General features: G+C 68.7%; 18 protein-coding genes. 13 read left to right on the plus strand and 5 right to left on the minus strand.

All coding sequences use genetic code 11. The features are described 5' to 3' along the window. Window positions 1-28 precede the first annotated feature (28 nt). The gene (locus ACYVKA_RS09740; RefSeq protein WP_460705011.1) at window positions 29-694 is read right to left on the minus strand and encodes a GNAT family N-acetyltransferase; all 666 of its coding nucleotides are present in this window, start codon (window positions 692-694) and stop codon (window positions 29-31) included. Between the two features lie 92 nt (window positions 695-786). Further along, on the minus strand, window positions 787-1,053 hold the full coding sequence (locus ACYVKA_RS09745; RefSeq protein WP_460705013.1) for a hypothetical protein: 267 nt from the start codon (window positions 1,051-1,053) through the stop codon (window positions 787-789). A 90-nt stretch (window positions 1,054-1,143) separates the two neighbouring features. Between ACYVKA_RS09745 and ACYVKA_RS09750 the strand changes: the two genes are divergently transcribed. Further along, entirely contained in the window at window positions 1,144-1,860 is a 717-nt protein-coding gene (locus tag ACYVKA_RS09750) for an alpha/beta fold hydrolase (protein WP_460705015.1), read from the plus strand. A 138-nt stretch (window positions 1,861-1,998) separates the two neighbouring features. Here the strand turns inward: ACYVKA_RS09750 and ACYVKA_RS09755 are convergent, their stop codons facing one another. Continuing rightward, window positions 1,999-3,192: an alcohol dehydrogenase catalytic domain-containing protein gene (locus tag ACYVKA_RS09755; protein WP_460705017.1), complete on the minus strand. Its 1,194-nt coding sequence runs from the start codon at window positions 3,190-3,192 to the stop codon at window positions 1,999-2,001. A gap of 272 nt (window positions 3,193-3,464) precedes the next feature. Between ACYVKA_RS09755 and ACYVKA_RS09760 the strand changes: the two genes are divergently transcribed. Continuing rightward, window positions 3,465-4,148, plus strand: coding sequence for a hypothetical protein (locus tag ACYVKA_RS09760; RefSeq protein WP_460705019.1), 684 nt, complete (start codon window positions 3,465-3,467; stop codon window positions 4,146-4,148). On the opposite strand, the gene ACYVKA_RS09765 is transcribed toward ACYVKA_RS09760, so the two are convergent. Beyond that, on the minus strand, window positions 4,138-5,157 hold the full coding sequence (locus tag ACYVKA_RS09765) for a LacI family DNA-binding transcriptional regulator (RefSeq protein ID WP_460705021.1): 1,020 nt from the start codon (window positions 5,155-5,157) through the stop codon (window positions 4,138-4,140). The two genes, ACYVKA_RS09760 and ACYVKA_RS09765, sit on opposite strands and share 11 nt — an antisense overlap. A gap of 202 nt (window positions 5,158-5,359) precedes the next feature. Between ACYVKA_RS09765 and ACYVKA_RS09770 the strand changes: the two genes are divergently transcribed. The 6 genes from ACYVKA_RS09770 (at window position 5,360) to ACYVKA_RS09795 (ending at window position 14,012) form a co-directional block, all read left to right on the plus strand. Continuing rightward, window positions 5,360-6,676 carry an extracellular solute-binding protein gene (locus ACYVKA_RS09770; RefSeq protein WP_460705023.1) on the plus strand — a complete coding sequence of 439 codons (1,317 nt, stop codon included), beginning with the start codon at window positions 5,360-5,362 and terminating at the stop codon, window positions 6,674-6,676. Between the two features lie 132 nt (window positions 6,677-6,808). Beyond that, complete coding sequence (locus tag ACYVKA_RS09775; protein ID WP_460705025.1) at window positions 6,809-7,690, plus strand: carbohydrate ABC transporter permease; 882 nt, start codon at window positions 6,809-6,811, stop codon at window positions 7,688-7,690. Window positions 7,691-7,697: 7 nt separating this feature from the next. Continuing rightward, the gene (locus tag ACYVKA_RS09780) at window positions 7,698-8,495 is read left to right on the plus strand and encodes a carbohydrate ABC transporter permease (protein WP_460705027.1); all 798 of its coding nucleotides are present in this window, start codon (window positions 7,698-7,700) and stop codon (window positions 8,493-8,495) included. After that, window positions 8,492-11,506: a beta-galactosidase, LacZ type gene (gene lacZ, locus ACYVKA_RS09785; protein ID WP_460705028.1), complete on the plus strand. Its 3,015-nt coding sequence runs from the start codon at window positions 8,492-8,494 to the stop codon at window positions 11,504-11,506. Before ACYVKA_RS09780 ends, lacZ begins: the two co-directional genes overlap by 4 nt. 158 nt (window positions 11,507-11,664) lie before the next feature. Then, window positions 11,665-12,819 (plus strand): tRNA dihydrouridine synthase DusB, encoded by a 1,155-nt coding sequence (gene dusB, locus ACYVKA_RS09790; RefSeq protein ID WP_460705030.1) that lies wholly within the window; start codon window positions 11,665-11,667, stop codon window positions 12,817-12,819. A gap of 125 nt (window positions 12,820-12,944) precedes the next feature. Continuing rightward, window positions 12,945-14,012: an HD domain-containing protein gene (locus ACYVKA_RS09795; RefSeq protein ID WP_460705222.1), complete on the plus strand. Its 1,068-nt coding sequence runs from the start codon at window positions 12,945-12,947 to the stop codon at window positions 14,010-14,012. 18 nt (window positions 14,013-14,030) lie between these two features. Here the strand turns inward: ACYVKA_RS09795 and ACYVKA_RS09800 are convergent, their stop codons facing one another. Next, window positions 14,031-15,233, minus strand: coding sequence for a cation:proton antiporter (locus ACYVKA_RS09800; protein ID WP_460705032.1), 1,203 nt, complete (start codon window positions 15,231-15,233; stop codon window positions 14,031-14,033). 233 nt (window positions 15,234-15,466) lie between these two features. On the opposite strand from ACYVKA_RS09800, the gene ACYVKA_RS09805 reads away from it, so the two are divergent. The 5 genes from ACYVKA_RS09805 (at window position 15,467) to nadC (ending at window position 19,712) form a co-directional block, all read left to right on the plus strand. Then, window positions 15,467-15,940, plus strand: a complete 474-nt coding sequence (locus ACYVKA_RS09805) for a hypothetical protein (protein ID WP_460705034.1) — start codon at window positions 15,467-15,469, stop codon at window positions 15,938-15,940. Between the two features lie 91 nt (window positions 15,941-16,031). Further along, complete coding sequence (locus ACYVKA_RS09810) at window positions 16,032-16,883, plus strand: NUDIX hydrolase (RefSeq protein ID WP_460705036.1); 852 nt, start codon at window positions 16,032-16,034, stop codon at window positions 16,881-16,883. Window positions 16,884-16,958: 75 nt separating this feature from the next. After that, the gene (gene nadA / locus ACYVKA_RS09815; RefSeq protein ID WP_460705038.1) at window positions 16,959-17,948 is read left to right on the plus strand and encodes a quinolinate synthase NadA; all 990 of its coding nucleotides are present in this window, start codon (window positions 16,959-16,961) and stop codon (window positions 17,946-17,948) included. Window positions 17,949-18,036: 88 nt separating this feature from the next. Beyond that, window positions 18,037-18,870: an FAD-binding protein gene (locus ACYVKA_RS09820; RefSeq protein ID WP_460705224.1), complete on the plus strand. Its 834-nt coding sequence runs from the start codon at window positions 18,037-18,039 to the stop codon at window positions 18,868-18,870. Then, complete coding sequence (nadC, locus tag ACYVKA_RS09825; protein WP_460705040.1) at window positions 18,867-19,712, plus strand: carboxylating nicotinate-nucleotide diphosphorylase; 846 nt, start codon at window positions 18,867-18,869, stop codon at window positions 19,710-19,712. Before ACYVKA_RS09820 ends, nadC begins: the two co-directional genes overlap by 4 nt. Window positions 19,713-19,715: the final 3 nt, after the last annotated feature.

The raw sequence follows: 19,715 nt of genomic DNA on the forward strand, positions 1-19,715 counted from the left end.
ACCACCTCGTGAACCGGGACGCGTCGGCTCACTCCTGCAGCTCGTGGATGCAGGTGCTGGCCCTGCGTCGGTAGCCGAGGCCCTCGTAGAGGTTGACGGCGCCGCTCGGGTTCTCGGTGTCGACGCCCAGCGCGGCCGCATCCATGCCTGCTGAGGTGAGCAGGTGCATCGACTCGACCAGCAGCGCCCTGGTGACACCTCGTCCCCGGTAGTCCCGCAGGACGCCGAGTTCGTCGGTGTAACCCTGCCGGTGGTCGTCGCTCCAGTCCTGCTCGTAGGCGCAGTTCATCGCGACCCCCACCACCGCCAGGGTGTCGGCGTCCCGTGCCAGCAGTGACCATTCCGGGCGGAAGGCGGTGGCGGCCAGGCGATCGGCCCACATCTGCGGGCTGGCATCCGTGTGGCCCCAGTGGTCGCGGAAGGCCTGGTTCCTCACCTCGCGCGCCTCGTCCGCGAGGTCCGGATCCCACGGCGTGATGAGGATGCCTTCGGGACGGTCGCGGTTGGGGCTGTCGGTGAGGGGGCGCTCCATCTCGAAGTAGTAGCGGGCGACGGCAAGACCGGCTCGTGTGGCGAGGTCCCGGATGTCGTCCTGGTCCACCGGCGCCAGCAGGCGCATCTGCAGCGGTCCGAAGCCGTCCTGGCGGCTGGTCTCGTGCCAGGCGCTTCCGTGTGCCAGCTCCCACTCGAGCACCAGCCGTCCGATGCCCGGCCACGCAGGCCGGGGTGGACGGCCCCACCGAGGAAGACCTCTCGCACGTCGGTGACCGACCGGTTGCACCCCGACTAGGCCGTCGCCATCACGCGGCCCGACTCGTCGCGCGCGACCAGGGTGTCCTCCTCCGGCACGGAACGGGGAGAGTCCCAGAAGTCCTGGAGCTCGGCCAGCGAGGCGCGCTCGGGATTGCGGTCGAAGGACTCGACGGTCGCGTAGAAGTCCGCAATTTCGGGGAGGTCGTCACGGTCGAAGGATGTCCACGTGAACTCGGGGATCTGGGACAGGTGGGTGCGGGCCGCGCTCTCGGTCTGCTGGTGGTTTGTGACGGGGTCCATGGCCAGATGCTCACACAGTCACTGCGGGAGGCGCGACGCATTTTCGAGCGAGGCCGACGTTCCCGGGCGGGGCGCTGGGAGGATTGGGTCATGGATTCCAGGACGGTCACGACGGACGATGGCGTGCGGCTGCATGTTGGTGTCCGGGGGAGTGGCCCCGATGTGGTCGTGCTGTCGGGCGGCCCCGGCTGCATCCACTACCTTGCCGGCGAGCAACTCGCACTGGAGGGCTTGCGCTGCTGGTACCCGGACCCGCGTGGCGTGGGCCGGTCCGGCGGTTGCCCCCATGACATGGGTCGGGCCATTGCCGACCTGGAGGACATCCGCCGAGCCCTGGGCGTCGAGCGTTGGATCGTGCTGGGCCATTCCTGGGGCAGTGACCTCGCCGTCCGCTACGCCCTGGACCATCCCCGCAGCGTGCGGGGCGTCGTGGGCATGTGCGGCCACGGCCTGCACGACGACCGGGGATGGGCCGCCGCCTACCGAGCGGGCGTGGGAACCCAGGAACAGATTCCGATCGACTTCGTCCCCGAGGTGCACGCCAGTCTGTGGTCCTCCTTCAAGGAGGACTGGATCCGGACGCCGGCACTCTGGCGCCGGCTGGCGGATTGCGATGTGCCGATGAGCTTCGTGGCTGCCGGTGATGACATCCGCCCCAGCTGGCCCGTGGAGCAGCTGGCGGTCCTCGTCCCGCGTGGTCGATTCCGCAGCCTTGCCGGGCTCGTCCACGACTTCTGGACGACGGACCCACGTCGTTGGGTCCAGGAGTGCGTGGCCGAGTGCCGGGCCATGGCGAACTGTGACTGAGTTCAGCCGTGACGACAAGGGCCGAGACCCTTGGTGGGGCAGTGTGGAAACTGCCGCATACCAAGGGTCTCGGCCCAGGCCTGGGGTTCCCGACGAACTCTCGTTCGTCGACATGCCTTCGAACCCGCGACTACCGCATCACTTCTTGATCATGCCGTGCGGGTCGATGATGTACTTCAGGTCGGAGCCCTTGTCGAAGTCGGCGTAGGCCTTCGGGGCCTCGTCCAGGCTGATCACCTTGGGGTTCAGCATGTCGAGCAGGTAGGGCATGCGGTCCCACAGGATCGACATCATCAGCTGACGGTTGTAGCGCATGATCGGCGCCTGGCCACCCGTGATGCGCGGCGAGTTGATCCACGCCTGGCCGAAGTCGAGCGGGAAGGTGCCCTCCTTGCCCTCCTTCGTCTTGGCCAGCGGGTCGGGCCCGTAGATGCCGATGATGCCGGTCGCGCCGCCCGCACGCGTCACGTCCATGACCTGGTTGATTGCGGCGGCCGGGTCCATCTTCTTCGAGTCCTTGCCCAGTCCATGGGCCTCGGAGCCGACATAGTCCACCGCGGCATCCACCATCGGCTCGCCCAGGATCTGCTCGATCTGGTCGGTCAGCGGCACATCCTTGGTCAGATCGATCGTCTCGCAGCCGGCCTTGCGGACCAGCTCCAGTCGCTTCTTGTCGTGGTCACCCACGATGATGCACGAGGCACCCATCAGCCGGGCAGCTGCGGCCCCACAGCGTCCGACCGGGCCGGCGCCGGCGAGGTAGACCGTCGAGCCCGGACCGACGCCAGCCTCGACGAGGCCATGGAAGGCCGTCGGCAGGATGTCGGACAGCACCGCCAGCTCGAGGATCCGGTCCATCGCCTGGTCAGGATCGGGAAAGCGCAGCAGCTGGAAGTCGGCATAGGGCACGAACAGGTAGTCGGCCTGCCCGCCCTGGAAGCCGCCCAGGTTGAAGCCATAGGCGGCGCATGCCTTCTCCGGGTTGGCCGTCTCGCACACCTCGGTGTGACCGGCGCGACAGTTGCGGCAGCGTCCGCAGGCAACGTTGAACGGCACCGAGACGATGTCGCCCTCCTTGAGGAATTCGACGTCGCTGCCCACCTCGACGACCTGGCCGGTCATCTCGTGGCCCATCACCGTCCCCTCCGGGACGGGGAAGGATCCGCGGTAGATGTGCAGGTCGCTGCCGCAAATGTTCGTCGCGACGATCTTGAGGATGACACCGTGAGGGGCCTTGCGGCCGTCAGGCATCTGAAGCTTCGGGAAATCGAGGGTGTCGACCTTCATGGTGCCGGTGCCGTGGAAGACCACGGCGCGGTTGCGTTCGGTCATGCTGAACTCCTGATTGTTGAGGGTCGGCTCGGGACTGGCTTCTGGGCGAAGCCCGCGTCATCACGCGCGCCGATCCTCGGTGTGCGGGCAGGGGCGCCCCCTCTCCAAGCTCCGACGTCGGCATTTCACGCTGGGCTGACGAGCGGCGCAGCGGCGAGGATGCAGGCCACAGCGAAGCATGGGCGCTCCTCGCCGTGCTGGTGGCCGGGCAGGAAAGGCTCGGAGGATACGGTGTGGCCTGTCCTCTCCCTTCACGCACCAGGAGGGCTCCCATGCCGGTTGAGGTTCGGCCCAACCCCTACCACCCGACGCGCGACATCGCCGTGCTGCGCGATCCCTGGACCGCCGAGGAGGTGGCCACCGCCGCACGCCGGAACCCGCTGCCGCTGGCGCAGAAGGGCGTTCCCGGCACCAGCAAGCACGTTCGTCTGATGGCAGCCGGGGCCACCGTCTACCAGCAGTGCCCGCTGCTGCAGGTCGACGCCTCCGCAGCAGCGGTGAAGCAGTGGTGTGACGGCCATCGCCTGCTGCCCGTCGCCAGTCTGGACGGCCAGGACCTGTCTGGGCTGTGGACCGACTGGTACGAGGTCATCCACCGCAACTGGTCGCCCACCGCCCCGCACGATGTCCTCGTCGAACTGTTCGCAGACCTGGTGGCCGAGATCGACCCCCACAGGAGCGTCGGCTGCACCATCGACGGGCCACTCGTCGCCATCGCCTTCGTCTTCCCCGCTGACCGGCCACCGGAGATCCTCACCGAGGCCCTGGACCCCGAACACCCCCACGCGCGCAAGGCCGTCGCCTCCTGCATGGCGACCGCACTGGCCAGTTTCGACGAGCTCGTCCGCTTCGACGGCCACGTCAGCGACCCGCACTTCGCGCCGCCGTGGAGCACGGTCCCGGGCGTCCACGCCGGCGAGGACGACCCGCTGGACCTGTTGGAGATCAGCGCCTGACCGACCTCGGACTCCCGGTGCTGGCCCTCAGCACCAGCTCGGTGGGCACCACCACACGGTCCAGCTCCTCGGGAGGAACGCCGTCGAGCTGGCGCATCACCAGCGCCACCAGCTCCCGCCCGATCCGTCGGAAGTCCTGCCGGATGGTGCTCAGCGGTGTGGGGGCATAGGCGGCCAGGCCGACATCATCGAAACCCGCCACCGAGCGGTCCTGCGGAATGCGCAGCCCCGCCTCGGTGAAGGCCCGCATCACTCCGAAAGCCATCTCGTCATTGGCGCAGAAAACGGCCGTCGCTGACGGCTCGGCGGCCAGTCGTCGTCCAGCTTCCAGCCCGGCAGCGGCAGTCCAGTCGCCCTGTGCGACCTCGGGCACGGGCGCGCCGGCCTCCTCCAGAGTGCGACGCCAGGCCTCGGCGCGCTGCTGCGCCGGCTCGGAATCCTCGGGACCACCGACGTGGTGGACGGTCCGGTGCCCCAGCTCGAGCAGGTGGTGCACCATCGCGCGCGTCCCCCCGGTCTGGTCGGTGACCACCGCCGGGTGCGCCCCGACCAGGCGGGAGTCCGAGACGGCGACTGGCAGTCCGTCGGGAAGCAGCAGCGAGTCCTCGGTGGCGGCCTCGTGCCGCAGCACCACCAGGCCATCGAGTCCCTGTAGCTCCAGCCGCTGCCGGGTCCGTGCCCAGTCGGTGTGGCTGGCGTCGGGAAGGGTGGTGAGGGTGACGCTGAAGGAGTGCCGTTCGGCGGCCTCCACCACCGCGCCCAGGGTCAGGCTCTCGCCGGTGCGCTCGAAGCGGTGGCTCATCACCCCGATGGTGCGCGACGATCCGGTGCGCAGCACGCGCGCTGCCCGGTTGGGCACGTAGCCGGTCTCGGCCATGGCCTGCTCGACGCGCTCCCGGGTGGCGGGTCGCACCGACGGGTGCCCGTTGGCGACCCGGGAGACGGTCTGGGCCGAGACCCCGGCAGCGCGGGCGACGTCCCGGATGGAGGGTTTGGGTCTGGCAGCCATGGGTCGAGCCTAGTCAGGAGGTGATGGGGGAACAGACCCGGGCGCGCCCGGAAACTATCTGGACTCTCCGTCCCCCAAGAATCTCCGCAAGGAGTAATGTTCACGTAAACAGTATTGGTCCAGTCGACATGGCCACGGATCCCCGCCCACACCGATGTGGGCGGCGCGCGAACGGGCATGTCAACCACAGAAGGAGTCCGTCATGGCCTCACTGTCCAGGCGCACGTTGATGCAGGCAGCCCTGCCGATCGGGCTGCTCGCCAGCGCCGGTTGTAGCCGGACACAGCAGAAGTCCGAACCGCCCCGTGCCGGCGACGCGGTGCCAGACACCGGGACGCTGCGCGCGTGGTGTTGGGACCCCGCCTTCAACATCTACGCGATGAAGGAGGCTGGCAAGCTCTACACCGCCCAGCATCCCAAGGTCGGCGTCGCCGTCACCGAGACCCCCTGGGACGACATCCAGACCAAGCTCACCACGCTGGCCCTGTCCAAGGAGGCCGACCGGCTGCCTGATGTCTTCCTGGTGCAGAACAATGCCTTCCAGAAGAACGTCACCAACTACCCGGAGCTCTTCGCCGACCTCACCGAGACCGACCTCGCCTTCGACGAGTACCCCGACTCGGTGGTCAACTACTCCACCGTCGAGGGCCGTCGCTACGGCGTCTCCTTCGACAGCGGCACCGTGGTGAACCCGATGCGCATCGACCTGCTCGACAAGGCAGGCCTGAGCCTGGACGACTTCACCGACATCACCTGGCTCGAGTACCTCGAGAAGGGCAAGCAGGTGAAGGCCAAGGTCGGCAAGCCGCTGCTGTCGGGAATGGCCGGCGAGACCGACCTGGTGATGATGATGCTGCAGAGCGCCGGCGCAAGCCTCTTCGACGACCAGGGCAATGCGCAGATCAGCAACAACGACGTGCTCGCGTCGGTGGTCAAGACCTACCAGGAGCTGGTGGCCAGCGGCGTCATGGTCGAGGTGAACTCCTGGGACCAGTACATCGGCAGCTTCGTCAACGGCAGCGTCGCCTCCGCGCTCAACGGCGCCTGGATCCTCGGCTCGGTGCAGACGGCCAAGGACCAGAGGGGCTTGTGGGACATCACCACGATGCCCCGCCTGACCGGCTTCAAGGAGGCGACGAACTACTCCGCCAACGGCGGCAGCTCCTGGGCGGTCAGCGCCCACGGGCAGGCCTCGCTGGCCGTCGACCTGCTCAAGGAGACCTTCGCCGGCTCCACGAAGCTCTACGACACCGTGCTCCCCAGTTCGGGGGCGCTGGCCAACTGGATCCCCGCCGGCACGAGCGCCGTCTACCGCGAGCCGCAGCCCTTCTTCAACAACCAGCCGATCTACTCGCGCATCGTCGAGTACTCCACCAAGGTCCCGAGCAACACCACCGGCGTCTTCTACTACGAGGCGCGTGATGCGGTGGGAGCAGCGATCGCCAAGGTGCTGCGCGGGGTACCGCTGGCCAAGGCCTTGGGGGAGGCGCAGAAGAACGTCGAGTTCGCCATGAAGTGAGCACTCGGACCCACCACCAGACCGGACACCGATCCTCCTGACAAGAAAGGTCACATCGTCGTGACAACAGCAATCTCGACACCGCACGGCCCGGGAGACCCGGGCGTAGCGGCTCCCCGCCGCCGCGGAGGCGTGCGTCGGGCAGAGGAGCGCTACAACCGCATAGGTTGGTACTTCCTGATGCCCGCCGCGCTCATGATCTGCGTGATGAACTTCTACCCGATGGCCGAAGCCTTCATCCTCTCCCTCAAGTCCGGACGCGGCACTCGCCTGGACTGGGCCGACCCGTGGTGGCGAAACTATGGGCGCCTGTTCGAGGACGAGATCTTCCGCAAAACGCTCACCAACACGCTGCTCTACCTGGTGGTGCAGGTGCCGGTGATGCTCGTCCTGGCCCTCATCCTGGCCAACCTGCTGAACAATCCGAACCTGCGCTGGAAGGGGCTGTGGCGCACCGCGATCTTCCTGCCCTGTGCGGTGAGCCTGGTCTCCTACTCGTTGATCTTCCGCACCATGTTCGCCACCGACGGCCTGGTCAATGACGCGCTGATGGGCCTGCACCTGGTCAACAGCCCGGTCAACTGGCTGGGCACCGAGTCCACAGCCCGGATCGTCATCATCCTCGGCCTGCTGTGGCGATGGACCGGCTACAACATGATCTTCTTCCTGGCCGGCCTGCAGACGGTGGACCGCTCGACGATCGAGGCGGCCCGGGTCGACGGCGCGAACAGCCTGCGCACCTTCTGGCACGTGACCGTCCCGCAGCTCAAGCCGATGATCCTGCTGTGCGCGATCATGTCGACCAATGGCACCATCCAGCTCTTCGACGAGTCCTGGAACCTGACCGGCGGTGGCCCGGCCTATGGCTCGATGTCGATGAGCCACTACCTCTACGAGGTGTCCTTCCAGAACAACCCCAACTTCGGCTACGCCTCCGCCCTGTCCTACGTGATCCTCTTGCTGGTCGCCCTCTTTGCCGCGGTCCAGATGAAGGTTGGTGACAATCGTGAATAGTCCTCGCATGCGCCGGATCCCCGGCTACCTCTTCCTGGCCCTGGCTGCGCTGGCCTCGGTCTTCCCGCTCTTCTTCATGGTGGTCTCGGCCACCAACACCAGCCAGGAGGTGCTGAACTCCAAGCTGCTGCCGGGATCGCACCTGATGGAGAACTACCGCGCGCTGACGGCCTCGCAGGACCTGTGGGCGGCGCTGTGGCACTCGGCCGTGATCGCGGTGGGCACCACCGTGCTGGCGCTGCTGGTGTGCTCGATCGCCGGCTACGGCTTCGAGGTCTACCACTCCCGCGGCAAGGACCGCCTGATGGCGGTGCTGCTGCTGGCGATGATGATCCCCTTCGCGGCCACCATGATCCCGCTGTTCAGGATGTTCGCCCGGGCCGGCCTGGTGAACTCGATGATCGCCGTCATCCTGCCGACGGTGGCGACGCCGCTGCTCATCCTGCTCTTTCGGCAGTCGGCCAGGAGCTTTCCCCACGAGATCATCGAGGCGGCCCGGCTCGACGGCCTGGGGGAGCTGCGGATCTTCGCGACGATCTTCGTGCCCACCATGCGCGCCACCTATGCCGCGGCCGCGGTGGTCACCTTCATGGCGGCCTGGAACAACTTCATGTGGCCCAAGATCATCCTGATCGAGAACCAGTTCCAGACCATCCCGATGCTGGTGGCCAACCTCACCGCCGGCTACGTCACCGACTACGGCACCCTCATGCTGGCGGTGCTGATCGCCTCGATCCCGACGATGGTGATCTTCCTCATCCTGCAGCGCACGTTCACCGAAGGAATCACAGGAGCAGTCAAGTGAGCTACATCGACCGCATCGCCGAGCCCGGCTACTTCGCCGAGAACCGGATGCCTGCCCATTCAGACCATCGCTGGTTCGCCGACGAGCAGGAGCTCCAGACGGGCACCAGCAGCTTCGAGCAGGTGCTCAACGGGCGCTGGAAGTTCCACTACGCCGCCAATCCGGCAGCGACCGTGCCCGGCTTCGAGGCCCCGGCACTGGACGACTCCGGCTGGTCCGAGATCCGGGTGCCGGCCCACATCCAGCTGGAGGGCCACGACCGTCCCCAGTACGTGAACACCCAGTACCCCTGGGATGGACATGAGGCGATCGAGCCCGGCCAGGTGCCGATGCGTTTCAACCCGATCGCCAGCTACCGGCGCCGCTTCACCCTGGGCCATCCGCTGGCCGAGGGCGAGCGCCTCAGCCTGGTCTTCAAGGGGGCCGAGTCGGCCGTCGCGTTGTGGGTCAACGGGCAGTGGATCGGCTATGCCGCCGACTCCTTCACTCCGTCGGAGTTCGACATCACCGACGCGCTGGTCGAGGGCGAGAACCTCATCTCCTGCCAGGTGCCCAAGTGGACTTCGGGATCGTGGCTGGAGGACCAGGACTTCTACCGCTTCAGCGGCCTCTTCCGCGACGTCGTCCTGCTGCGCCGCCCCCGCGCCCACGTCGAGCACCTGGACGTGTGCACCGACCTGGCCGACGACCTCGCCCGCGGCACCGTCAGCGTCGAGACCACATTTGTCGGCGAGGGTCGCGTGGAGGCCGAACTGGTGGGGGTCGGCACGCTCACGGCTGCCGACGACAAGCTCACGATCGACGTCGACAATCCCCGGCTGTGGAGCCCCGAGGACCCCCACCTCTACACGCTGCGCCTGGAGGTCTTCGACGACCACGACACCTGCACCGAGATCGTCGAGCAGCCGGTCGGGATCCGTCGATTCGCCATCGAGGACGGCCTGCTCAAGCTGAATGGCCGCCGCATCGTGATGGAGGGCGTCAACCGGCACGACTTCGGACTGGACGGTCGCGTCATGACCCGTGAGCAGACCGAGGCCGACATCGTCTGCCTCAAGCAGCACAATGCCAACGCGGTGCGCACCAGCCACTACCCGAACAACACCTGGTTCTACGAGTTGTGCGACCGCTACGGCCTGATGGTGATCGACGAGATGAACCTGGAGACCCACGGCATGTGGGACAAGATCATCCGCGGACAGGCCACCATCGACGACGCCCTGCCCGGCGACCGTCCCGACTGGCTCGACGTGCTCATCGACCGCGCCGACTCCATGGTGAACAGGGATCGCAACCACCCGAGCGTGGTGATGTGGTCGTGCGGCAACGAGTCCTTCGGCGGCTCCAACCTGCTGGCCATCGCTGAGCGCTTCCGCGAGCTCGACGACCGGCCGGTGCACTACGAGGGCGTCCACTGGGACCCGCGGCTGCCGCAGACCACCGACGTCACCAGCCAGATGTACACCTCTGCCGCGGACGTCGAGGCGCACCTGGCCGAGCACCGTGACAAGCCCTTCGTGCTGTGCGAGTACGCGCACGCGATGGGCAACTCCTTCGGCGCGGTCGGCAAGTACGTCGAGCTGGCCGAGCGCGAGGAGCTCTTCCAGGGCTACTTCGTGTGGGACTTCGCCGACCAGGCAGTTGCGCTGCGCGACCGCTTCGGCGAGCCCTACCTGGGCTACGGCGGCGACTGCGGCGAGCGGCCCCACGACGCCGAGTTCTGCGGCAACGGCCTGCTGTACGCCGACCACACACCCACGCCGAAGCTGCTGGAGATGAAGGCGCTCTACCAGCCCTATGCCATCGACGTGCAGCGTGACCGGATCAGCGTGCGCAACCGGCTCTTCTTCACCGGCAGCGAGGCCCACACCTTCACCGTGGTCGTCTCCCGCGAGGGTCTTGTGCTGGAGCGGCACGGGCTGGAGGTCTCGGTTGCCCCGGGACGCAGCGTCGAACTGCCGCTCCCGGTCAGCCTGCCCGAGCTTGCGAACGCCCAGTACGAGGCGGGGGAGTACTGCACCGACGTCAGTGTCACCCTGGCCGAGGCCACCGGGTGGGCCCCGGCCGGGCACGAGGTGGCCCACGCCCAGGGGGTCTTCGTCGTCGATGCCCCGGCAACCGAACCGGTGCCGGTGCCGGCGCCCGAGGTGGTGGAGGGCATCCACAACATCGGCGTGCGGGGTGAGCACTTCGAGGCGCTGTTCAGCCGCACCCAGGGCGGTCTGGTCTCCTATGTCCACGGCGGTCGCGAGCTGATGGTGCGCCCGCCCATGCCGAACTTCTGGCACGCGCCCACCTCCAATGAGCAGGGCTGGCAGATGGGCTTCCACGACGGGCAGTGGCTGCTGGCCAGCCGCTACGCCCGGATGGTGAGCGACGACGCGCCGAATCCGTCGCTGGAGCGCGGGGAGCACGACGCCAGCGTCACCTACCGCTATGAGCTGCCCACCGCCCCGGTGAGCCACTGCACCGTCACCTACCGGGTCGGCGGCGACGGACGCGTCGAGGTCCACGCGGTGCTGGATCCGGCCGAGGGCCTGTCGGACGCGCCTGAGTTCGGGCTGGCGTTCATCGTCCCGGCCGAGCTGGACCAGCTGGTCTGGTACGGCCAGGGCCCGCACGAGAGCTATGTGGACCGGCAGGCCAGCACCACCGTCGGCATCTGGGAGGCCGAGGTCGCCGACCAGCTCACCCCCTACCTGCGTCCGCAGGAGTCGGGCAGCCACACCGGCGTGCGGTGGGCGAAGGTCACCGACGAGCACGGGCTGGGCCTGCTGCTGGACTGTGAGGCCACGATGGATTTCTCGGCCCAGCACTGGACGCCCGCGGAGGTGGAGAACGCCTTCCACGAGCACGAGCTGCCGCCGGTCCACAAGACCGTGCTGCGGCCGGCAATGATGCGCCGGGGTGTTGGTGGCGACGACTCGTGGGGTGCCCGCACCCACAAGGAGTTCTGCCTGCCGACGGGCCAGCGGCTGGACTTCCGCTTCAGCTTCCGCGGCATCGGGTGAGCAGGAGCCGGGTTGGGGTGCCCTGGCCTGTCCCAGGGCGTCCCATCCGCTGGCCGGCGGGGTTGCAGACGCGGGAAGCGGATTTGTCACCACCGCGAACTACAGTTGGTGCGGCCAGCGGTAGACCGCTGGTGCACCAAGACCTCGAGAGTGAGCACGTGAGCGCCTACCCGCCCCTTCGTCTGTCGGCACCGAGCAGGACCGATGCCGTGGTCGTCGACACGCCCGTGGTGCTGGCCCCGATGGCCGGCATCACCAACCGCGCCTTCCGGCAGCTGTGTGCCGAGCAGGGCGCGGGACTCTACGTGTGCGAGATGCTCACCAGTCGCGGCATCGTCATCCAGGACCGCAAGACCAAGCAGATGCTGGGCTTCGCCCCCAACGAGACGGTGCGCAGCGTCCAGACCTATGGCGCGGATCCGGCGATGGTGGCGCGCGCCACCGAGGTGCTGTGCGACCAGTACCAGGTGGACCACGTCGACCTGAATTTCGGCTGCCCCGTGCCCAAGGTCACCCGCAAGGGTGGCGGCGGCGCACTCCCGTGGAAGCGGGACCGGATGCGCCTGATCCTGCGCGCCGCCGTGCAGGCCGCCGACAAGTACGGCGTGCCGGTCACGATGAAGACCCGCATCGGCATCGACGACGACCACCACACCTTCCTCGACGCGGGCCGGATCGCCCAGGAGGAAGGCATCGCCGCGATCTGCCTGCACGCCCGCACCGTCGCCGACGCCTACTCCGGCGAGGCCAAGTGGGACCACATCTCACGCCTGGTCGAGCACGTCGACATCCCCGTGCTGGGCAATGGCGACATCTGGGAGGCGGCCGACGCGCTGCGCATGATGGAGCAGACCGGAGCCGCCGGCGTCGAGGTCGGCCGCGGCTGCCTCGGACGGCCCTGGCTCTTCCGCGACCTGGCCGATGCCTTCGCCGGCCGGGAGACGCAGGTGCGGCCCCTGCTGGGCGAGGTCGCCACCATGGTGCGCCGCCACGGCGAACTGCTCGCCGAGATCATGGGGGAGCGCCACGGACTCACCGACCTGCGCAAGCACATGGCCTGGTACTTCAAGGGCTTCCCGGTGGGCGGGGAACTGCGCCACCAGCTCGCCATGATCAGCGACTTCGAGACCTTCGACGCCCTGCTGACCCAGCTGAACCACGACGCGCCCTTCCCCGAGATGGAACTGGGCAAGCCCCGTGGCCGCCAGGGCACGCCGCGCGCGAAGGTGATCGTTCCCTACGGCTGGTATGACGACACCTCGGGCCTCGACGTCGAGATCAGCGAGGACGAGTCCGACACCTCAGGAGGCTAGGCATGTGCAACCAGTGCGACGCGGGCATCCCCGAACCCGCGGCCCCGGCCGACGGGCCCGAGTCGGTGCAGGCAGAAGCGACACAGCCCGAGGTGATGCCCCGGGCCGTCGCCTGGGCCCAGACCATGCACGGCCACGAGAACGACGACGTCGTGCTGGCCCATGCCGACTCCCACGCCAAGATGCAGACCGGGGCGGTGATCGGTCGTGAGGCACGCGAGGAGCGCGAGGCCCTGCTGCTGCGTCCCGGCGCAACCCTCTCGCATGGCGCGGGCAATCGCGCCATCGAGGAGGAACCGGACAGCGAGCGCACCTGCTTCGAGCGCGACCGGGACCGGATCGTCCACTCGCCGGCCTTTCGCCGGCTGGCCGGCAAGACGCAGGTGGTGGTCTACCCGACCGACCACCAGCGCACCCGCCTGACCCACGCGCTGGAGGTGGCCCAGGTGGCCACCTCGATCGCCCGCGGCGTCGGCACCAATGTCGCCCTGGCCGACGCCATCGCGCTGGGCCACGACTGCGGCCACGGGCCCGGCGGCCATGCCTCGGAGGACGCCTTCGATGCCTTCATCCCCGAGGGCTATGACCACGGCCCCTGGGGGGCCAATGTGGTGCTGACCAGCCTGAACCTGTGCACCGAGACCCTCGACGGCATCCGCAACCACTCCTGGAGCCGGCCCGCCCCCGGCACCATCGAGGGCGAAATCGTCAGCTGGAGCGACCGCATCGCCTACTGCGCCCACGACCTGGAGGATGCGATCCACGCCGGGATCGTCGAGCTGTCAGAGCTGCCCGATGACGTTGCCGCCATCGCGGGCATCGGCCGGCGCGCCCAGCTGGGCACCTTCATCCGGGCCGTGGTGGACACCACCAATGCCACCGGGCGGGTCGGCATGGACGCCGAGACGGCCTCGGCCCTGGCTTCGCTGCGACGCTTCAACTACGACCGCATCTACACCCGACCGGACTCGGTGGCGCAGAGCCATGCCGTGGTGGAGGTGCTGCGTGGTCTGGTCGAACGCTATGTGGCACGCCCCGAGCTGATGCCCGCCGACTATCGCTGGGATGACCTCACCCGCGGTGCCGTCACCTATGTGGGCGGCATGACCGACCGCTTCGCCTTCACCCAGGCCGAGGACCTGCTGGGCTGGACCAAGGACCGCCTTCCCCGCGGTATCGGACGGGGCGCCTGAGGTGCTCGTGCCGCCGTCTCAGCGCCGGCCGGGGGCGGCAGCTCGCTGGGCGAGGTAGGGGAATACCAGGACCGTCACGGCCCCGCCGGTCACCAGCGTCGACGCCAGCGTGGCGCTGATCAGCTCCGACGCGGCGGCGATCTGGGTGACGGCAACGATGATCGGCAGGCCGGTGGCGGCGTACAGCCCCAGGCCCACCTGCTCGCCACGGGTCTCAAGACCAGAGGCAGTGGTGCACCAGCGCTCCCGCAGGACCACCGGCAGCCCTCGCACGAGGACCACGACGGCGACGAAGCCCAACAGCAGCGGCCACTGCTCGAGGACGGCGGCGAAGTCGATGCCCATGCCACTGGTGACGAAGAAGACCGGGATGAGCAGGCTGAAGCCGACGATCTCCACCTTGTGCATCACTTCGGCGGCGTGGTCCGGAGAGGCCGAGGTGAGCGCCGCCTTGAGCAGCATTCCTGCGCACAGCGCTCCCAGCGCGACGTCCAGCTCAAGTACCGTCGACAGCAGCATCAGGCTGACCAGGACCCAGATGGTGAGCCGCAGTGTGGTCTGCATGGTGGAGTTGGAGGCGGCACCGATCGCCCGCGACAGCAAGGGGATGCGTCGGAAGATGCGCGCCGGTACACCCACCGTGCCCACCGCGATCACAGCGAACAGCAGCAGGACGGCACTCGACTGCCAGGTGCCGCGGGTGGACAGGAGCAGGGACATGGCGACGATCGGCAGCAGCTCCCCGACGGCGCCGTGCACCATCACGGCGCGTCCCAGTGGGGTGCCCATGGCCCCCGAGTCCTTGAGGATGGGAAGCAGGGTGCCGAGGGCCGTGGAGGTCGAGGCAATTTCGAAGACGACTGCCACGTGCCAGTCGCTCCGGAAGACCATCATTCCGGCAGCGGCCCCGAGCCCGGCGCACAGCATCCACGTGACCGCGGCGCGCCTCCCCTGCACACCTCGAAGGTCAGATGTGTTGATCTCGAAACCGGCCAGCAGGAAGAGGAAGCCCATGCCGAGCTCGCGCAGGAAGTCCACAGCTGCGGTCCGCTCGGCCAGCGCGAGGGCGTGGGGTCCGATGAGCACCCCGAGCCCCAGCAGCCAGACCACGTCGGGGATCACCCGGCGAGAGGTGATCGCGAGCACCGGCGCGAGAGCGGCCGCGAGGGCGATCCACCAGATGGGCAGGAGATTGTCGACCAGCAGGTGCGGGTCAGCCATGGGGCCCCTTTCATGTCTGGGCGGCGTCCCGGGTGTGTCGAGGACGCCGGCGTCACTTTGCCAGTCCAGTCGATGTCATGACGAGAATGCCCCCGGACGGGGAGATGTCTGACGATCATCAGAGTCTCCACCAAACCTCAAGGCCGTGCTGGTGCCGGTGCGCCGAATGCTGTCAGAATCATGGGCGCACGCCGCGCGGCGTGCGGCGCGAGCGCCCGGGGAGGTGAGGTGCCATGGCGGCAGGCAAGAACCACGGCTCCGACTGGAGCATCGTCGTGGTGCTGCTCATCTGCGTCATCACCGGCATCATCCAAGGCGCCCGCGGCATGGTGCGCCACATCGACCCTTCCGAAATCGGCGCGGCCAGCTCCTCGGTGCTCAGCGTCGACAATGCCCGCTCCTTCGACGGCACCGTGAAGATCAGCACCAGCCTGTGCACCGACACCCCTGACGCGCTCGACCAGGTGCGCTACCGCGTGCAGGATGCCGCTGGCTCCGTCGTGGCCCGGCGCGACCTCCCGCTGGTGGCCGACCGGGAGCGCCAGGCCGCCATGCTCGGCAAGAACCTTCCCGCCGGGGACTATGACGTGACCGTCACCTGCCTGGCCAATGGCCAGCCCACCGAGCGCACCGAGACGATCCGGCAGAGCCTGGGTGCCACCGGGGAACGGTCCCGTCCGGCACGGCTGCCCGAGACCGGCCGCTGATCGCGCCGACGCGCAGGGACCACTCCCTGCGACACGGGTGCGTCATCGTCCGGGCCAGCTAGGGTCTGGCGTGACGAAAGGAGCGTGGCGGATGCGTGCTGAGCTGGTGGGAGTGCTGGTCGCGGTCAAGGATGCGACCCCCATGGCCCTGGCGCCCGGCATGCCGCCGACGCTCCCGTCCGGGCCCTTGCTGGACGAGGACGCCTCCCTGCAGCGCAGCACGCGCAACTGGGTGCACCGCCAGACCGGTCACCTGCCGGGCTACCTGGAGCAGCTCTACACCTTCGCCGATGCCGGGCGCCCCGGCGGGGAGCGCACCGTCTCGGTCTCCTACCTGGGCCTCTCGGCGGCGCCGAAGGATCCTTCGGGGTGGCGCAGCTGGTACGAGATCTTCCCCTGGGAGGACCTGCGCGAGGACGGCGGGCGGGCCCGCGCGCTGGCCGAGTCCTTGATGGGCTGGGCCGACGAGGGCCCCGATGAGCAGGAGTGCAGCACGCGCCGGGCGCGGGTTGCCGTGACCTTCGGTCTCGGTGAGCTGGCCTGGCAGCCCGACATGGTGCTGCAGCGCTATGAGCTGCTCTACGAGGCCGGCCTCCTGGCGCAGGCCGGGGGAGTGGAGATGCACCAGGACCACCGCCGGATCCTGGCGACCGGGTTGGCCCGGCTGCGGGCCAAGATCGAGTACCGACCCGTCGTCTTCGAGCTGTTGGGCGTTGAGTTCACACTGGGTGAGCTGCAGCGCTGCGTCGAGGCGATCGCAGGCCAGCAGGTGCACAAGCAGAACTTCCGCCGGGTCGTCGAGACCCAGCAACTGGTGGAGGAGACCGGCGGGCGCAGCACCACCACCGGTGGCCGTCCGGCCAAGCTCTTCCGCTTCCGGCGCCAGGTCGTGGTGGAGCGGCAGGTGATCGGGACCAAGCTGCCGGTGGTCCGCACGAAGTAGCCGGCACGAGATCCTTCAGCAAATACTTTTGCTCAAAGCCAGCAACTGTCTAATGCTCAGGTTCAGCACTACTCCATGACAATCACCGCACCCACTGCCGAAGTCGACCTCGACGCCCTCTACTCCCGAGTGAGCCACGTCATCCCGGCCGTCGAATGGGCCACCATGGTCGACGACATCGCCGCGATATGGCGCCTCAAGGCCGAGAAGAATGCCGTCATCATGGCCCACGCCTACATGACGCCGGCCGTCCACCTCTGCGTCGCCGACATCACCGGCGACTCGCTCGCCCTGGCCCGCAAGGCGCAGCACGTCGAGGCCGACGTGATCGTGCTGGCCGGCGTCCACTTCATGGCCGAGACCGCCAAGATCCTCAACCCGGGCAAGACGGTTCTGCTGCCGGACCTGCGCTCGGGCTGCTCGCTGGCCGAGTCGATCACGCCCCAGGACATCGAGGCCCTGCGCGCTGCCAACCCGGGCGTCCCGGTGGTGACCTATGTGAACACCTCGGCCGCGGTGAAGGCCGCGAGCGACATCTGCTGCACCTCGGGCAATGCACTGGAGGTGGTCACCGGCCTGGGCACGGACCGGGTGATCATGGTTCCCGACCAGTACCTGGCCCGCAACATCGCCGCCCAGACCAATGTCGAGGTCATCACCCACCCCGGTGCCTGCGAGGTGCACGAGCGCTTCACGGCCGACGACATCCGCGACATCCGCGCCGGACACCCCGGCGTGACGGTCATCGCCCACCCCGAGTGCCCGCCGGAGGTGGTGGCCGAGTCCGACTTCGCCGGATCCACCGCCCAGATGGCGAGCTTCGTCGAACAGCACCGCCCCGAACAGCTGGCGCTGATCACCGAGTGCTCGCTGAGCGACAACCTGCAGGCGCAGTACCCGGAGCTGGACATGGTGCGTCCGTGCAACCTGTGCCCCCACATGAAGCGCAACAGCCTCCCCACGATCCGCGAGGCCCTGGAACAGGGACGCCACGAGGTGGAGGTGGACGCCGCCGTGGCCGCCGACGCCCGCCTGGCCATCGAGCGGATGCTGGCGGTGAAGTGATGCACGTCGAGACCCTCGGTGCCCCGGCGATCGTGGGCACGGGTCTTGCCGGGCTGAGTGCCGCGGTGCAGCTCTTCCCCTCGCCCAGCTGCGCGATGTGGAGATGGCGCAGTTCCACCCCACCGCGCTCGACGTGGGGATCGACCCGATGCCGCTGGTCAGCGAAGCCGTCCGTGGCGAGGGCGCAGTGCTGGTCGACGAGGCCGGATGCGAGTTCGTCGACAGCCTCGCCCCGCGCGACGTGGTCTCCCGTGCCATGTGGCAGCAGTTGCAGCAGGGGCGCCGGGTGCTGCTGGATGCCCGTCGGGTGCCCAACTTCGCCGGCCACTTCGCGCAGGTCCACGGGCTGTGCCGCCAGGCAGGGATCGATCCGGCACGGGACCTGATCCCTGTGCGTCCCGCAGCGCACTACCACATGGGTGGCATCGAGACCGGACTCGACGGATCCACCTCGGTGCCGGGCCTGTACGCCGTGGGGGAGTGTGCCTCCACCGGTCTGCACGGCGCCAACCGGCTGGCCAGCAATTCGCTGCTGGAGGCCGTCGTCATGGGACGGCGCGTCGCAGGTGCCGTGGGCCAGGCGGCAGTCGATGCCCCACTGGGCGACGGCACGCTGGCCGCGCGACTGGCGACGGTGGCCCCGATGGTCGACGGCCCCGCGCCAACACCGGTGCGGCAGCTGTGTGAGTCCTACGCCGGCATCCTGCGCTCGGCCGACGGTCTGCACCGGCTGTGCCGCGAACTCGAAGGATTCCTCGACCACGACGACGCACTGGTTGCCCACCTCGTCGCGACCGCCGCGCTGCAACGCCGCGAGTCGCGTGGCGCCCACCAGCGCACGGACCATCCCGCCACGGCCAACGTGGCCGAACACACCCGTGTCAGCACCAATTCAGCCCACCAGATGGAGGACGCCCAATGAGGACCCTGCCGCAGATCGTCGTCGAACCCGTCGTCCGAGCAGCGCTGCTCGAGGACCTCGGGCGCTCCGGTGACGTCACCACCGATGCCTGCACCCCCGCCGACGCCACCGCCCGGGTCGCGCTCGTCGCCCGCCAGCCGGGTGTGGTCGCCGGCCTGGACTGTGCCCGGCTGGCCTGGCAGCTGCTGGATCCCCACGTCACCGTCGAGGTCGAGCGCCCCGACGGCTCGCGAGTCGAGCCCGGCACCACGATCGCCGTCGCCCAGGGCAGTGCCCGGGCCCTGCTCACCGGCGAGCGCGTCGGGCTGAACCTGATGGGCCACCTGTCGGGGGTGGCGACGCAGACCGCCAGCATTGCCGATTCCATCGCCCATACCCGCGCAGTCGTCGTGGACACCCGCAAGACCACTCCGGGATTGCGCGCGCTGGAGAAGTACGCGGTGCGCTGTGGTGGCGGCCGCAACCACCGCTTCGGGCTCGACGATGCCGTGCTGCTCAAGGACAATCACCTGGCCGTCGCCGGGGGCATCCGGCCCGCCGTGCAGGCGGTGCGCCGCGAGGTGGGGCACATGGTGAAGGTGGAGGTCGAGGTCGACACCCTGGACCAGCTGCAGGAGCTGCTGGAGTTGGGGGTCGATGCCGTGCTGTTGGACAACATGGCGCCCGACGTGCTGCGTGAGGCGGTGCGGTTGGTCGACGGCCGCATGCTCACCGAGGCCTCGGGCGGAATCACCCCGGACAGTGCACCGGTGATCGCCGAGTCCGGCGTGGACATGATCTCGGTCGGCTGGCTGACGCACTCGGCACCCGTGCTGGACATCGGGCTGGACCACCTGGGCTGAGCC

The sequence above is a fragment of the Luteococcus sediminum genome, assembly GCF_054783495.1.

Excerpts from the sequence above, each read along its gene's own strand:
- ACYVKA_RS09755 (WP_460705017.1), bottom strand. The coding sequence starts at position 3,192 with ATGACCGAACGCAACCGCGCCGTGGTCTTCCACGGCACCGGCACCATG.
- ACYVKA_RS09750 (WP_460705015.1), top strand. The coding sequence starts at position 1,144 with ATGGATTCCAGGACGGTCACGACGGACGATGGCGTGCGGCTGCATGTT.
- ACYVKA_RS09760 (WP_460705019.1), top strand. The coding sequence starts at position 3,465 with ATGCCGGTTGAGGTTCGGCCCAACCCCTACCACCCGACGCGCGACATC.
- ACYVKA_RS09810 (WP_460705036.1), top strand. The coding sequence starts at position 16,032 with ATGCGTGCTGAGCTGGTGGGAGTGCTGGTCGCGGTCAAGGATGCGACC.
- ACYVKA_RS09765 (WP_460705021.1), bottom strand. The coding sequence starts at position 5,157 with ATGGCTGCCAGACCCAAACCCTCCATCCGGGACGTCGCCCGCGCTGCC.
- nadA (WP_460705038.1), top strand. The coding sequence starts at position 16,959 with ATGACAATCACCGCACCCACTGCCGAAGTCGACCTCGACGCCCTCTAC.
- ACYVKA_RS09745 (WP_460705013.1), bottom strand. The coding sequence starts at position 1,053 with ATGGACCCCGTCACAAACCACCAGCAGACCGAGAGCGCGGCCCGCACC.
- ACYVKA_RS09795 (WP_460705222.1), top strand. The coding sequence starts at position 12,945 with ATGCACGGCCACGAGAACGACGACGTCGTGCTGGCCCATGCCGACTCC.
- ACYVKA_RS09800 (WP_460705032.1), bottom strand. The coding sequence starts at position 15,233 with ATGGCTGACCCGCACCTGCTGGTCGACAATCTCCTGCCCATCTGGTGG.
- ACYVKA_RS09805 (WP_460705034.1), top strand. The coding sequence starts at position 15,467 with ATGGCGGCAGGCAAGAACCACGGCTCCGACTGGAGCATCGTCGTGGTG.
- ACYVKA_RS09770 (WP_460705023.1), top strand. The coding sequence starts at position 5,360 with ATGGCCTCACTGTCCAGGCGCACGTTGATGCAGGCAGCCCTGCCGATC.
- nadC (WP_460705040.1), top strand. The coding sequence starts at position 18,867 with ATGAGGACCCTGCCGCAGATCGTCGTCGAACCCGTCGTCCGAGCAGCG.
- ACYVKA_RS09780 (WP_460705027.1), top strand. The coding sequence starts at position 7,698 with ATGCGCCGGATCCCCGGCTACCTCTTCCTGGCCCTGGCTGCGCTGGCC.